The organism is Halorubrum tibetense (assembly GCF_055396225.1).
In genome coordinates this window covers 1,042,745-1,054,941 of record NZ_AP043742.1, presented here as the reverse complement: position 1 = coordinate 1,054,941, position 12,197 = coordinate 1,042,745, and the positions used below count along the sequence as shown (strand labels likewise).

Below are 12,197 nucleotides of genomic sequence, written 5' to 3'. Positions count from 1 at the left end.
GATCACCCGGTTTCATCATTGCCCGGTGCGTAGGTAACTCATGATATCTCGCGTACTCGTTCCGATGGACGACTCGGAGATGGCGGAGCGTGCGCTCCGATACGCGCTCGATGCACACCCAGACGCCGAGATCACTGTGCTCCACGTCGTCGGCGAGCCGTCGTTGATGATGGGTGATGCGACCGGGATCGCTCTCGCCGACGATCCCCAAGCAGCCGCACGAGAGAACGCGAGTGGCCTGTTAGAAAGGGCAGATGAGATAGCCGCCGAGTACGACGTCGAGATCGAGACGGTCGTCAGGATCGGTCACCCCGCTCGGGCAGTGATAAACATGACCGAGGGGTTCGACGCGGTCGTCATCGGAAGCCACGGCGGCAGCCTCGCCGACCGGCTGCTCGTCGGGAACATCGCGGAGAAGATCGTTCGGCGGTCGGCAGCGCCGGTAACCGTCGTCAGATGACATCCTCTCCGCCGTGAGCCTCGACGCGGTTTATGACGTGGAGTGTCGGATTCACGCCCGCCCTAAAGGGGCGAGACTCTCCCGTTAACTCAGGTAGCGTATTGCCGCGCCTTCATGGGTGATACCGGTTCCCGCCTGATAGCGGTCTCGTGTGATCTGATATGTGATACGTGACGGCTGTCGCCGGCGCTATGAGAGGATATCCACGTTGTACCCTTCGGCTTCGAGCTCTTCGACGATACCGGCGGCGTGTTCGGCGTCGTCGGTTTCGAGCTCGAGCTCGAGCTCGGCCGCGTTGACGGCGACATCTCGGGAAGTGCGGTCGTGGTGGACGGCGTACACGTTCGCGCCGGTGCGCGCGACGATACTGGAGACGCGCTCCAGTTCGCCCGGGCGGTCCTTCAAATTGATCGTGATCTTGAGGTAGCGGCCCATCTGGACGAGCCCGCGGCGGATCACGGTGCCGAGCCGGTTGAGGTCGATGTTCCCGCCACACAGCGCGGCGACGATCGTCTCGTCGTCGTCGTACTCGAACGCTTCCGAGAGGACGGCCGCGAGCGCGACCGCGCCCGCGCCCTCGACGAGCGTCTTCGAGCGTTCAAGCAGGAGCGTGAGTGCTAAGGCGATCTCGCGGTCGTCGACCACGACGACCTCGTCGACGTACTCACGCATGATCGCGAACGGCTTCTCGCCGACCGACCGGGTCGCGATCCCGTCGGCGATCGTGTCGACGCTGTCGATCTCCTGCCGTTCGCCCGTTCGCAACGACTCCGGCGCGCTTGCCGCCCCCTCCGCCTGCACGCCGACGACGCGGACGTCGTCGAGCTGCTCTTTGATCGCGACGGCGACGCCGGAGATCAGCCCGCCACCGCCGATCGGGACGACGACGGTGTCGAGGTCGGGGCAATCGTCGACTATCTCCAGTCCGAGCGTGCCCTGGCCGGCCATCACCGCCGTGTCGTCGAACGCGTGGACGTACGTCAGGCCCAGTTCGCGCTCGAGCTCGTGGGCGTACGCCTGCGCCTCGTCGTAGTCGGTCCCCTCTAACCGCACGTTCGCGCCGTACCCGCGGGTGGCTTTCACCTTCGAGACGGGCGCGAACTTCGGCATGACGACCGTCGCGTCGACCCCCGCGCGCTCGGCGGCCAGCGCGACCCCCTGTGCGTGGTTCCCTGCGCTCGCCGTAACGACCCCGGCCTCGCGGTCGGTCTCGGACAGCGTCGCGATCCGGTTGGTCGCGCCGCGGATCTTGAACGCCCCGGTGCGCTGAAAGTTCTCCAGTTTGAGATGAACGTCGGCGCCGGTCATTTCCGAGAACGTCCGCGACCGTTCCAAGGGCGTGTGGCGGGCGACCTTGTCGACCCGTTCGCGGGCATCACGGATCGCCGATAGCGTGAGCATACGGCGTTCTGTCGCCGCCGGCGGCTAATCGGTTCCGGTCGTCCGCGGGCGGCTCCCGGTCGTGCCCGGTCCGGCCGGTGATGGCTTGGATAGTGGCCAGTGGTGATGGCCCGGATAACGGTCAGTGGTGATACTCCGAGGGGTGACCGCTGGCGGCGGCCGCCGCTCGGTGGTCGGGGTCCGGTAAACGGAAATGGGGGAATGCACGCGTGTGACGTGCAACTGATCGAAGCGCGGGGTCATACAAAAAGGTGAGGCAGGCGGAGTGAAAGTGAAACCGCAAGACTGGAGCGGTATCACCTTCGCGTCATCGGCCCGTCTGACGACTCGCGCGGGCCTCGTCGCTCAGACCCCGCCCCGCTCGTCGATCCGGACGGCCACGTCCCGCTCCGACAGGTACGAGCTCACCCGGTCACGGAAGGGGCCCCGCCCGGGCCACGCGGCGTCGGCGGCGAGTCGGTCCGGATCGCCGACGTACACCGCCGCCGTGTCCGGGTATCCGTCGGGGGCTTCGAGGGGAACGGCGACCCGAACGTACAGTCCGTCGTCGACGCCTTCGTACGCGTCGAGCGCGCCGACCTCGTCGGTGCGGAGGAGGCGGCCGGCGGTCTCGCCGCCCGGTGCGAGCGTGGGGTACCGCCCCTCGACGAGCTGGAGGCCGGCGAGCGTCGCGGGGCCGACGAAGACGAACGAGTCGAGCAGCTCGCCGACCCGTTCCGGTGCGGTGAGTGTCCCGTACACGAAGACGTCCATACCCCGGCTGGGTCGCTCTCGCGTTTCAACCTTCGGTCGAGTTCGACGGGGGCGACACACCTGCCAGCGTCGGTGACTCGCTCCCGCCGACCGTCACCGGCGGGGCCGGCCGCCTCCGACATCTAAAAACCGGCGACGCCCCTCGGCGGGGACGCATGGACTTCCCGCGGCTCCGGCGCGTCTGGAAACGCGTGTTCTCGCTCGCGTGGCCGGTGATGGCGGAGCAGACGTTCCGCACCGCGATGCGGACGACGGACATCATCGTCACTGCGCTGTTCTCGCCGGCGGCCGTCGTCGCTATCGGGCTCGCGGACCTCTACGCCCGGTTCCCGCTTCGGATCGGATTGGGACTCGGCGGCGGCGCGATCGCGCTCTCCTCACAGGACACCGGCGCGGGCGCAACCGAAACGCGGGACGAGGCGGTCACGCAGGCGATCCTCATCGGCGCGCTCACGGGGATCCCGTTCGTCCTCTTCGGGCTCTTCCTGGGCGAGGCCGCGATCGACGTGTTCGGAACGCTGGTCGGGCAGGAAACCCCCGCCGAGGTGGTCGTGCTCGGCTCGACGTATCTCGCGATCGTCTTCGCCACGGCCCCCGCGCGACACGTCGCGCTCGTCGGCGCGCGAGCGCTTCAGGGCACCGGAGACACCCGGACCCCGATGTACGTCAACGTCGCCGCCAACTCCGTCAACATCGCCGGATCCGTCGTGTTGGGGCTGGGGCTGTTCGGCTTCCCGCGACTGGAGATCGTCGGCGTCGGGCTGGCGACCGCTGCCGCCAACGTGCTCACCGCGGGGCTGTTGTGCGCCGCCATCTGGGGGTCGTGGACCGACGCGAACTTCGCCCGCCCGCGCGACCTCACTATCGCCCGCCAGCTCCTGCGGGTGAGTGCTCCACGAGTGGTCGAGGGGTTCGGATCGGAGGCCGCGGAGTTCCCCTTCAACGCCCTCCTGTTGGGCTTCGGCGAGGCCGTCAACGCCGGGTTCCAGATCGGGCGCCGGGTGTACCAGCAGGTCACCGGCCCCCTCTCGCGCGGCTACAACGTCGCCGCCTCCGTACTCGTCGGGCAGGCGCTGGGTGCGGGAGACCCCGCGGAGGCGCGCTACAACGGCTGGGCGGTGGCGGGGCTCGGCGTCGTCACGGTCGGGACGATCGGTCTCGCGCTAGTCGTGCTCGCACCCGATGTCGTCGCGCTGTTCACCGACGACCCGGAGACCGCGAGCTACGCCGTCGACTTCGCGCGCGTCTACGGGTTCGCGGGTGCCGCGCTCGTCTGCTTCTCCGCGCTGTCAGGGTCGCTTCAGGGCGCGAGCGAGACGCGGATCCCACTCGTCGCGCGGGTGACGGGGATGTTCGGCTTCTTCCTCGGCGTCTCCTGGTTGGTGAGCCGCACGCTGGCGTTCGGTCCCGAGGGAGCGTACATCGGCGTGTTCCTCGCGTACTGCTGGATGGCACTCGTCGTCGCGGTCGGCTTCAACTACACCGGCTGGGCACCCCGCGCGGCGGAGATGATGGAGGCGCGCGGCAGCACCGACGACGCCGAGACGGTCACCGACGGGACGAACGACTAATAAGGCGTGGTAACACTGGGCGAGGAAGAGGGATATCCACGCGACAGACCACCAGCTCGGCGGACGAGAACGATCGAGTGGAGCGGACGCGTGCGGCCGATCAGGTCGCGCGGCGTTCCTTCGCTTTCGGGCGGAGCTTGGTGTAGCCGCACTTGCGGCAGCGGTCGGCGTCCGGGGAGTTGCGGGCGTTACAGCGCATACAGATCGCGCGGTCGAGGTTGCGGCGTTCCGCGGCGTCGAAACTGGCCATACTACCGTTCAGCGCGCGGGCGCTGTAAAAGGTTGCGAGACGTGACGGGGCGGCGGACCGCACCGCGGCACGACGGACGGACCGAGTCGCACCCCGGCCGGCGGAACGAGGACGGGTTACGCGCCGGCCTCGGAGAGCGCGGCCGTGATGTCTTCCTTCTGTGTGACGCCGACGAACCGGTCGACGACGCCGTCGTCGTTCTCGACGATCAGCGTCGGCAGCGATCGGACCTGGTACTGATTGGCGACGTCCTGCTCCTCGTCGACGTCGACCTTCTGCAGCTCGAAGGCGTCGCCGAGCTCCTCCTGGACTTCCTCCAGTATCGGGTCCTGCGTTTTACACGGGCCGCACCAGTCGGCGTAGAAATCCAGCAGTCGAACAGTCATGGTTCGGCGACGACTAGCAGGGGCTCGCCGATAAGGGTTTCTCACCCGGCGACGGGCGGGGAACACTCGCCGAAAACGGCTCCCGGAGCCGAAACGCTTACAGCCGATGGTGTGGTTCGCTACGGTATGAGCAGTGGCAGCAACTCCGGCGGACTGATGTCCAGTGCGGGGCTGGTTCGGTACTTCGACGCACAGGACCGGAACGCGATCACGATGGACCCCAAGACGGTCCTCGCGTTCTGTGTCCTCTTCGGCGTCTTCGTTCAGATCCTTTCGTTGACCGTCGCGTAGGGCTCCCCCTCTCCCACGCGGTCGGCGTACGTTTCCACGCCCCAACAGCGTCGCCGCCGGGAACGCGTCCTTTTTGCCCGTCCCCGCCGGATCGACGGTATGCACGCAGGCGTCATCGCCGTCCAGGGCGACGTGGCCGAACACGCCGCGGCCGTCGAGCGGGCGGCAGCCGCACACGACGAGCCCGCGGAGGTCGTCAGGGTCCGGGACTCCGGTATCGTTCCCGACTGTGACGTCCTCCTCATGCCGGGCGGCGAGTCCACGACCATCTCGCGGCTGATCCATCAGGAGGGGATCGCCGCGGAGATCCGCGAGCACGTCGCGGCCGGCAAACCCGTCCTGGCTACCTGTGCCGGACTCATCGTCTGTTCGCGGGACGCGAAGGACGACCGCGTCGACCCGCTCGGCGTCGTCGACGTCACCGTCGACCGTAACGCATTCGGCCGACAGAAGGACTCCTTCGAGGCGGACGTGCCGATCGCGGGGCTCGACGAGCCGTTCCACGCCGTCTTCATCCGCGCCCCCGCTATCGACGCCGTCGGTGACGGTGTCGAGACGCTGGCGACGGTCGACGGTCGCCCGGTCGCGGTGCGTGACGGTCCCGTCGTGGCGACCGCGTTCCACCCGGAGCTCACTCACGACTCGCGGATCCACGACCTCGCCTTCTTCCCGGATCGGGAGGTGGTCGCGTGAGCGATCCGACGGGGGGCGGTACGGACGCGGAGAACGCCGATACGGCCGAGAGCGATGTCGCCGATGCTGATGCCGATACGGCCGACACCGGTGCCGCCGCTCACGGCGGTCCGTCGGACCCCGTCCTCGACGAGCTGTTCGCGACCATCGAGTCGCGTAAAGCGGAGCTCCCGGAAGGGTCGTACACGGCCTCCTTGTTCACCCACGAGAAAGGTGAAAACGCGGTGTTAGAGAAGGTCGGCGAGGAGGCGACGGAGACGATACTCGCGGCGAAAGACGACGACCTCGACGAGCTCACGTCCGAGAGCGCGGACCTCGTCTACCACCTGTTGGTGTTGCTGGCGATGAAGGACCGCGACCTCGACGACCTCCGTGCGGAGCTCCGCGACCGGTTCTGAGGCGGTTCGCGGCGACGGTCGCTCCCCGAGTGGGGGCCGCGCGAGGGGCTCTACGGCCCCGCGGACGCTTACGCGAACAGGTCTCGCGCGTCGGCGACGGCGTCGACGAGCGCGTCGACCTCCTCGACGGTGTTGTAGACATAAAAGGAGGCGCGCGCCGAGGCGGCCACGCCCATCTTCTCGTGGAGCGGCTGCGTACAGTGGTCGCCGGCGCGGATCGCGACGCCGTAGTCGTTGAGGATGCTGGAGAGGTCGTGTGCGTGGACGCCGTCGACGTTGAACGCGACGAGGCCGCCGCGCTCGTCGGCCGGCGGGCCGTATATCTCCACGCCGCCGAGCGCCTCCAGCTCCTCGTAGGCGTACTCGGCGAGCAAGCGCTCGTGGGCCTCGATCCGGTCGCGCCCGACCTCCTCGACGTACTCGACGGCGGCCGCGAGCCCGATCCCCTCCGCGATCGAGGGCGTACCGGCCTCGAACTTCCACGGGAGGTCCTCCCACGTCGAGTCCTCGAAGGTGACTCGCCGGATCATGTCGCCGCCGTAGAGGTAGGGGCTCATGGCGTCGAGTACGGCCTCGCGGCCGTAGAGGACGCCGATGCCGGTCGGACCGGCCATCTTGTGCCCCGAGAACGCGAGGAAGTCGACGTCGAGATCCGCGACGTCGACCGGCCGATTCGGCACCGACTGGGCCGCGTCCGCGAAGATCAGCGAGTCATGGTCGTGGGCCAAGTCTGCCAGCTCGCGGATCGGGTTGATCGTCCCGAGCGTGTTCGAGACGTGGACGACGGACACCATCTCGGTGTCGTCGTCGATCTTCGTCGCGGCGTCCGCCATGTCGAGGCGTCCGTCTTCGGTCACCTCGATGAACCGGACCTCCGCGCCGGTTCGCTTGCCGATCTGCTGCCAGGTGACGAGCGACGCGTGGTGTTCCATCTCGGAGAGCACGACGTTGTCGCCCGGCCCGAGTTCTTCGAGCCCCCACGCGTACGCCACGAGGTTCATCGCTTCCGTCGTGTTCTTCGTGAAGACGATCTCCTCGCGGCCCGACGCGCCGATGAACTCGGCGACCGTGTCGTGGGCCTTCTCGTAGGCGACGCTCGCCTCCTGGCTCAGCTGGTGGATCCCGCGGTGGACGTTGGAGTTGTACGTCCGGTAGTAGTCGCTCATCGCCTCGACCACGGGCTCGGGCGTATGCGTGGTCGCCGCGTTGTCGAGGTAGACGAGCGGGGTGTCGTCGCCCGGTCCCTCACCCGGAGTCTCCGGGTCGCCGCCGACCGACCGCTGGAGGATCGGGAAGTCGTCGCGGATCGCCTCGACGTCGAACGGGTACTGTTCCTGGACTCCCATTACCTCGAATAGGGCCCCGAGTACTAACAGGGCTTCGGTCCGGTACGTGTTGCCCGTATCGCGGAGACGCTATCGGCGATCTTCGTGATCGGTGGGCTACTCGAAGCCGATCGATTCTGGAAAGTCACGAATCGCTCAGTACAGATCGCCCAGTGATCGATAGCGGGCGTGGGTATGGCAATACGGGTGATCGGTTGTTTATAAGGAAAGAAGTGGTGTTGCTGGCGGCTGTTTATAAGTAGTTGAGTATGGATCGGCGGTGATGAACACGTCCAAAGCCCCAGTCGCGAGGACGCCGCACGCTCGCTGTCGTTCGAAAATCGGAGATTTTCGTGATGACGAAAGAGCTTCGCTCTTTCGAACCACGCTCCTCAGTCACTCACTTCGTTCGTTCCTTGCGGTGTCGCCGGCGGCAGAGCCGCCGGCTGCCCGTGGCGCGTAGCGCCACGCTGCTTACGTCGCCTGCGGCGTCCTCGCGACTGCCCCTTTGAGTCCCGCCCTGCCCCGCAACCGCACCTCACGCCTCCCCAGCCTCGTCGGCCGCCCTCCGCGTTGCTCCGGGCGACCGACTCCCTCGCACCGTCGGTTCGCGCCTTTATAAGGCGCGAACTGGGGCGCGCCACCGCCTTACTTATTTATAAGCAATTGTCGCATCACTCTCGAGCAGTTATATACTATCTCGCACAGCCGTATTGCGATACCCTCCCGTTATCACTCACCAAGCACGCCCAGTCTGACAGCTAATTCATCGCAGCTCGGTTGGAACAAATAGGGCTAGTCTACTACATTCATCCTCTCTATTCAGCACGATTTTAAAACCTATGAGCACATGCGGATTTCACCAGAACTCAGTCAGTTAGATATCCTCGGTGGCGCGGTGATCACCGCGGAAGCCCCACGCCGTCTCTGATCACCCCGCTCTCACGCCTCCTCGGCCGGACGTGTATTTATAACCCGTCTGTCCGGTCTCCTTCGCGGGCACACCACCGTGACTCGGGGATGTCGATATCTCATGCTATTTATATATGCTGCCGACGGCCTCCCGCGTTCGATCGGGACCGTTGCCTTCGCTCCGGGCCGACGCCCGAACTAATGCCCTTTTGAACGCGGGGGACCTCCCCTCGGGTATGACCGAAACCCTCACCCTCGCGACCCGCGGCTCGGATCTGGCCCTTACACAGGCCGAGACCGTCCGCGAGGCGTTGTCGACTCGGAAACGCGAGGTCGAGATCCGCCGCGTCGAGACGCGCGGCGACCAGATCCCGGACGAGCTCATCCATCGACTCGGGCGCACGGGGGCGTTCGTCCGCGCGCTCGACGAGGAGGTGCTCGCCGGCGACGCCGACCTCGCGGTCCACTCGCTGAAGGACGTGCCCACGGAGGGGATGGACGACATGGTCGTCGCGGGCGTCCCCGAACGCGCGCCCTCGGGCGATGTCGTCGTCAACCCGGACGGCCTCGGGCTCGCCGACCTCCCGTCGGGGGCCGTCGTCGGCACGGGGTCGCTCCGCCGAACCGCCCAGATCGCGGCCGCCCGGCCGGATCTCACCGTGAAGCCGATCCGCGGTAACGTCGACACCCGGATCGAGAAGCTGCTCGCGCCCGGCCTCCAGGCGGAACACGAACGCCGGCTGATCGCCTCCGGGGAGGCGGCGGCGCTGACCGCCGAGGCAGGTGGCGAAGGGTCGGATACGAAGACGGCCGATACCGGTGACGACGCGGACGCCAATGCCGACGGCGACGACGACACCGAGGCCGACGAGGCGTCGTTCGAGCGGAGCGTCGAGGAGTGGTTCGACTCGCTCTCGGAGCTCGAACGCTCGGCGATGGAGCGTTCCGTCGATGTCGAGTACGACGCTCTCGTGATGGCGGAGGCCGGCCTCCGCCGGTCGGGGCTGTACGACGACGCGCGGACGACGCGGCTCCCGCGCGAGGAGTTCGTCCCCGCGGCCGGCCAGGGGGCCCTCGCCGTCACCGCGACCGACCCGGACGTGATCGAGGCGGTGCGATCGGCGGTCGACCACCCCCGAACCCGGGTCGCGGCGACCGTCGAGCGGACGGTGCTCGCCGAACTCAACGGCGGGTGTATCGCGCCCATCGGCGTCTCCGCGCTCGTCCGGGGCGAGCACGTCCACACCCGCGTTCGCGTGCTCTCCACTGACGGGGTTGAGGAGGTGAGCGGCACCCGTGACCTGCCGATCCGATCGCACGCCGGCGCGGCGGAATCGTTCGCGGCCGACCTCGCCGACCGCGGCGCGGCCGACCTCATCGAGCGGGCGCGGGCGTCGGTCGAGACCGCCACCACGGGCGCCGACACGGGGGGCGACGCCGATGAGTGAGGGGGCGGACGACGGGTTCGACGACCCGCCGACGCGAACGCGCGACGACGACGACGTCGGCAAGGTGTATCTCGTCGGGTCCGGGCCTGGCGACCCGGGCCTCATGACGGTGAAGGCGGCGCGGCTGGTCGAGTCGGCGGACGTCGTGTTACACGACAAGCTCCCCGGTCCGGAGATCCTCGGGGAGATCCCGGCGGAGAAACGCGAGGACGTCGGGAAGCGTGCGGGCGGCGAGTGGACGCCACAGGAGTACACGAACCGGCGGCTGGTCGAGCTGGCGAGCGAGGGGAAGACGGTCGTCCGACTCAAGGGCGGCGACCCGTTCGTCTTCGGCCGCGGCGGCGAGGAAGCGGAACACCTGGCCGACGCCGGGATCCCCTTCGAGGTCGTCCCGGGCGTCACCTCCGCGATCGCCGGCCCCGCGGTCGCCGGGATCCCCGTCACGCACCGGGATCACACTTCTTCCGTCTCGTTCGTCACCGGCCACGAGGACCCGACGAAAGACGAGTCTGCCGTCGACTGGGGCGCGCTCGCGGCGACCGGCGGGACCATCGTCGTCCTGATGGGCGTCGGGAAGCTGCCGGGGTACACCGCCGCGCTCCGCGAGGCGGGACTCGACGGCGACACTCCGGTCGCGCTGGTCGAACGCGCGACGTGGCCCGACATGGCGGTCGCGACGGGTACGCTCGATACGATCGTCGACGTCCGCGACCGGGCCGGGATCGAACCCCCCGCGATCACCGTTATCGGCGACGTGGCGGGGACCCGCGACCGGGTGGTGGCGTTTCTGGAGAACGCGGGTTCCGCGCCGGTCGAACGGGCCGGAACGACCGCCTCCCCCGAGGCGGAGACCGGGAGCGAAACCGACGAAGAACGGGGGGGTGAGGACGCGTGAGCGACGGACCCCGTGTCGCCGTCTTTCGCCCCGACGACGACCGAATCGACCGGGCCGTGACGCTGCTCGCGTCGCTCGGCGCGGACCCCGTCGCCGACCCAATGCTCGCCGTCGAGCCGACTGGCGCGACTCCCGTGGCGGGGGAGTCGCTCGACGCCGCATACGTCGTCTTCACGAGCAAGACCGGTGTCGAGCTCGCCGCGGATGTGGGATGGACGCCCGGCGAGGCCGCTCTCGTCGCCATCGGGCCGTCGACCGCCGCCGCGGCTCGGGAGGTCGGGTGGTCGGTCGACATCGTCCCCGAGGAGTACACCTCCGCGGGTCTCGTGGCGACCCTCCGCGACAGTGTCGACGGCGAGGTGATCGAGGTCGCACGTTCTGACCACGGCAGCGACGTGCTCCTCGACGGGCTCCGCGACGCGGGCGCTCGCGTGACGGAGACGGTGCTCTACCGGCTCTCGCGCCCCGACGACGCCGGCGAGTCGGCGTCGCTCGCGGCCGCGGGCGAGCTCGACGCGCTCGCGTTCACCTCGTCGCTAACCGTCGAGCACTTCCTCGAAGCGGCCGCCGACCGCGGAGTTCGCGAGGCGGCACTCGCCGGCACGAACGCCGCCGTTGTCGGTGCGATCGGCCCGCCGACGGCCGCGACTGCCGAGGAGCTCGGGATCGACGTCGACGTGATCCCGGACGACGCCGACTTCGAATCGCTCGCCGAGGCGGTCGTCGACGCCGCCGTTGGCGGGGTCGAGGTCGACGAGTCCACCTCCGGGACGTGACGGACGCGCACCCCTCCGATAACCTCGATCCGAACCGACAGCTCTCGATATCGATATTCGACAACGCGACGAACACGCTACCGTTCGGGTTAGCGGGGTGAAACCTCCTCTCTCCGCTTCCGTTGTTGCTACCGTCGATCCGTCCAAAATATCAAAAAGAATAATTTGATGTGTGGGTTTATTACTCGATACATGTGAGTAGGTGTCATGGAACCGAGCGAGCGCTGGTCGCTCCGAACCGACGGCGGCGTGTTGATCGTCGATTTCCCGCACGGGACGGGGATTAGCCCCGCCGCCGCCGACGCACTGCTCGATCGGTGGCGATCCGCCGTCGCCGACCACGCGGTCGACGCAGTCGTGATCGCCGTCCGGACGACCCGCCCCTGCTCCGACGCCGGGCGGCGGGCGCTCCGCGAGGCGGCACAGCTCGCTGTCGCCCGTGATGTCGGTCGGTTCGCCGTCGTCGGCGAACGCTCGAAGCGCCGCTATCTCAAGCGGACGATCGATGTCGACGGCGTCGAGACGGAAGCGTTCAACGACGAGACCGCCGCGATACAGTGGGCGACGTGCCGCGCGGAGGGCCGGCCCTCGGTCGGAGTAAACTGAGTGATTCCACGGGTGAACACCTGCCCGTGCCC

14 protein-coding genes are annotated in these 12,197 nt (G+C 68.1%); 9 read left to right on the top strand and 5 right to left on the bottom strand.

Annotated elements, in window-relative coordinates:
• Positions 1-40: 40 nt before the first annotated feature.
• Positions 41-460, top strand: coding sequence for a universal stress protein (locus tag ACZ5TV_RS05395; protein ID WP_379781931.1), 420 nt, complete (start codon positions 41-43; stop codon positions 458-460).
• 189 nt (positions 461-649) lie between these two features.
• On the opposite strand, the gene ilvA is transcribed toward ACZ5TV_RS05395, so the two are convergent.
• Together ilvA and ACZ5TV_RS05385 are read right to left on the bottom strand one after the other, a co-directional pair.
• Positions 650-1,861, bottom strand: coding sequence for a threonine ammonia-lyase (ilvA, locus tag ACZ5TV_RS05390; protein ID WP_379781933.1), 1,212 nt, complete (start codon positions 1,859-1,861; stop codon positions 650-652).
• Between the two features lie 345 nt (positions 1,862-2,206).
• On the bottom strand, positions 2,207-2,614 hold the full coding sequence (locus ACZ5TV_RS05385; protein ID WP_464384200.1) for a gamma-glutamylcyclotransferase family protein: 408 nt from the start codon (positions 2,612-2,614) through the stop codon (positions 2,207-2,209).
• Between the two features lie 155 nt (positions 2,615-2,769).
• On the opposite strand from ACZ5TV_RS05385, the gene ACZ5TV_RS05380 reads away from it, so the two are divergent.
• The gene (locus tag ACZ5TV_RS05380) at positions 2,770-4,185 is read left to right on the top strand and encodes an MATE family efflux transporter (RefSeq protein WP_379782003.1); all 1,416 of its coding nucleotides are present in this window, start codon (positions 2,770-2,772) and stop codon (positions 4,183-4,185) included.
• A 100-nt stretch (positions 4,186-4,285) separates the two neighbouring features.
• Here the strand turns inward: ACZ5TV_RS05380 and ACZ5TV_RS05375 are convergent, their stop codons facing one another.
• Both ACZ5TV_RS05375 and trxA read right to left on the bottom strand, forming a co-directional pair.
• Entirely contained in the window at positions 4,286-4,435 is a 150-nt protein-coding gene (locus tag ACZ5TV_RS05375; RefSeq protein ID WP_379782001.1) for a 50S ribosomal protein L40e, read from the bottom strand.
• Between the two features lie 116 nt (positions 4,436-4,551).
• Positions 4,552-4,821: a thioredoxin gene (gene trxA / locus ACZ5TV_RS05370; protein WP_379781998.1), complete on the bottom strand. Its 270-nt coding sequence runs from the start codon at positions 4,819-4,821 to the stop codon at positions 4,552-4,554.
• Between the two features lie 126 nt (positions 4,822-4,947).
• On the opposite strand from trxA, the gene ACZ5TV_RS05365 reads away from it, so the two are divergent.
• The 3 genes from ACZ5TV_RS05365 (at position 4,948) to hisE (ending at position 6,203) form a co-directional block, all read left to right on the top strand.
• The gene (locus ACZ5TV_RS05365; RefSeq protein WP_209485343.1) at positions 4,948-5,112 is read left to right on the top strand and encodes a preprotein translocase subunit Sec61beta; all 165 of its coding nucleotides are present in this window, start codon (positions 4,948-4,950) and stop codon (positions 5,110-5,112) included.
• A gap of 99 nt (positions 5,113-5,211) precedes the next feature.
• Positions 5,212-5,805, top strand: a complete 594-nt coding sequence (gene pdxT / locus ACZ5TV_RS05360) for a pyridoxal 5'-phosphate synthase glutaminase subunit PdxT (RefSeq protein WP_379781996.1) — start codon at positions 5,212-5,214, stop codon at positions 5,803-5,805.
• Positions 5,802-6,203: a phosphoribosyl-ATP diphosphatase gene (gene hisE, locus ACZ5TV_RS05355; RefSeq protein ID WP_379781993.1), complete on the top strand. Its 402-nt coding sequence runs from the start codon at positions 5,802-5,804 to the stop codon at positions 6,201-6,203. The genes pdxT and hisE overlap by 4 nt, the downstream gene beginning before the upstream one ends.
• A gap of 68 nt (positions 6,204-6,271) precedes the next feature.
• Here hisE and ACZ5TV_RS05350 read toward each other — a convergent pair whose 3' ends face one another.
• Positions 6,272-7,549 (bottom strand): aminotransferase class V-fold PLP-dependent enzyme, encoded by a 1,278-nt coding sequence (locus ACZ5TV_RS05350; protein ID WP_379781991.1) that lies wholly within the window; start codon positions 7,547-7,549, stop codon positions 6,272-6,274.
• Between the two features lie 1,127 nt (positions 7,550-8,676).
• Here ACZ5TV_RS05350 and hemC point away from each other — a divergent pair.
• The 4 genes from hemC (at position 8,677) to ACZ5TV_RS05330 (ending at position 12,165) form a co-directional block, all read left to right on the top strand.
• Positions 8,677-9,888, top strand: a complete 1,212-nt coding sequence (gene hemC / locus ACZ5TV_RS05345) for a hydroxymethylbilane synthase (RefSeq protein ID WP_464384199.1) — start codon at positions 8,677-8,679, stop codon at positions 9,886-9,888.
• Positions 9,881-10,783 (top strand): uroporphyrinogen-III C-methyltransferase, encoded by a 903-nt coding sequence (cobA, locus tag ACZ5TV_RS05340; RefSeq protein ID WP_379783735.1) that lies wholly within the window; start codon positions 9,881-9,883, stop codon positions 10,781-10,783. The genes hemC and cobA overlap by 8 nt, the downstream gene beginning before the upstream one ends.
• The gene (locus tag ACZ5TV_RS05335) at positions 10,780-11,559 is read left to right on the top strand and encodes a uroporphyrinogen-III synthase (RefSeq protein ID WP_464384198.1); all 780 of its coding nucleotides are present in this window, start codon (positions 10,780-10,782) and stop codon (positions 11,557-11,559) included. The genes cobA and ACZ5TV_RS05335 overlap by 4 nt, the downstream gene beginning before the upstream one ends.
• 207 nt (positions 11,560-11,766) lie before the next feature.
• On the top strand, positions 11,767-12,165 hold the full coding sequence (locus ACZ5TV_RS05330; RefSeq protein ID WP_379782925.1) for a hypothetical protein: 399 nt from the start codon (positions 11,767-11,769) through the stop codon (positions 12,163-12,165).
• Positions 12,166-12,197: the final 32 nt, after the last annotated feature.

Coding starts and splice junctions, on each gene's coding strand:
- ACZ5TV_RS05365 (WP_209485343.1), top strand. CDS start 4,948: ATGAGCAGTGGCAGCAACTCCGGCGGACTGATGTCCAGTGCGGGGCTG.
- pdxT (WP_379781996.1), top strand. CDS start 5,212: ATGCACGCAGGCGTCATCGCCGTCCAGGGCGACGTGGCCGAACACGCC.
- hemC (WP_464384199.1), top strand. CDS start 8,677: ATGACCGAAACCCTCACCCTCGCGACCCGCGGCTCGGATCTGGCCCTT.
- cobA (WP_379783735.1), top strand. CDS start 9,881: ATGAGTGAGGGGGCGGACGACGGGTTCGACGACCCGCCGACGCGAACG.
- ilvA (WP_379781933.1), bottom strand. CDS start 1,861: ATGCTCACGCTATCGGCGATCCGTGATGCCCGCGAACGGGTCGACAAG.
- ACZ5TV_RS05350 (WP_379781991.1), bottom strand. CDS start 7,549: ATGGGAGTCCAGGAACAGTACCCGTTCGACGTCGAGGCGATCCGCGAC.
- ACZ5TV_RS05385 (WP_464384200.1), bottom strand. CDS start 2,614: ATGGACGTCTTCGTGTACGGGACACTCACCGCACCGGAACGGGTCGGC.
- ACZ5TV_RS05395 (WP_379781931.1), top strand. CDS start 41: ATGATATCTCGCGTACTCGTTCCGATGGACGACTCGGAGATGGCGGAG.
- ACZ5TV_RS05380 (WP_379782003.1), top strand. CDS start 2,770: ATGGACTTCCCGCGGCTCCGGCGCGTCTGGAAACGCGTGTTCTCGCTC.
- ACZ5TV_RS05375 (WP_379782001.1), bottom strand. CDS start 4,435: ATGGCCAGTTTCGACGCCGCGGAACGCCGCAACCTCGACCGCGCGATC.
- trxA (WP_379781998.1), bottom strand. CDS start 4,821: ATGACTGTTCGACTGCTGGATTTCTACGCCGACTGGTGCGGCCCGTGT.
- ACZ5TV_RS05330 (WP_379782925.1), top strand. CDS start 11,767: ATGGAACCGAGCGAGCGCTGGTCGCTCCGAACCGACGGCGGCGTGTTG.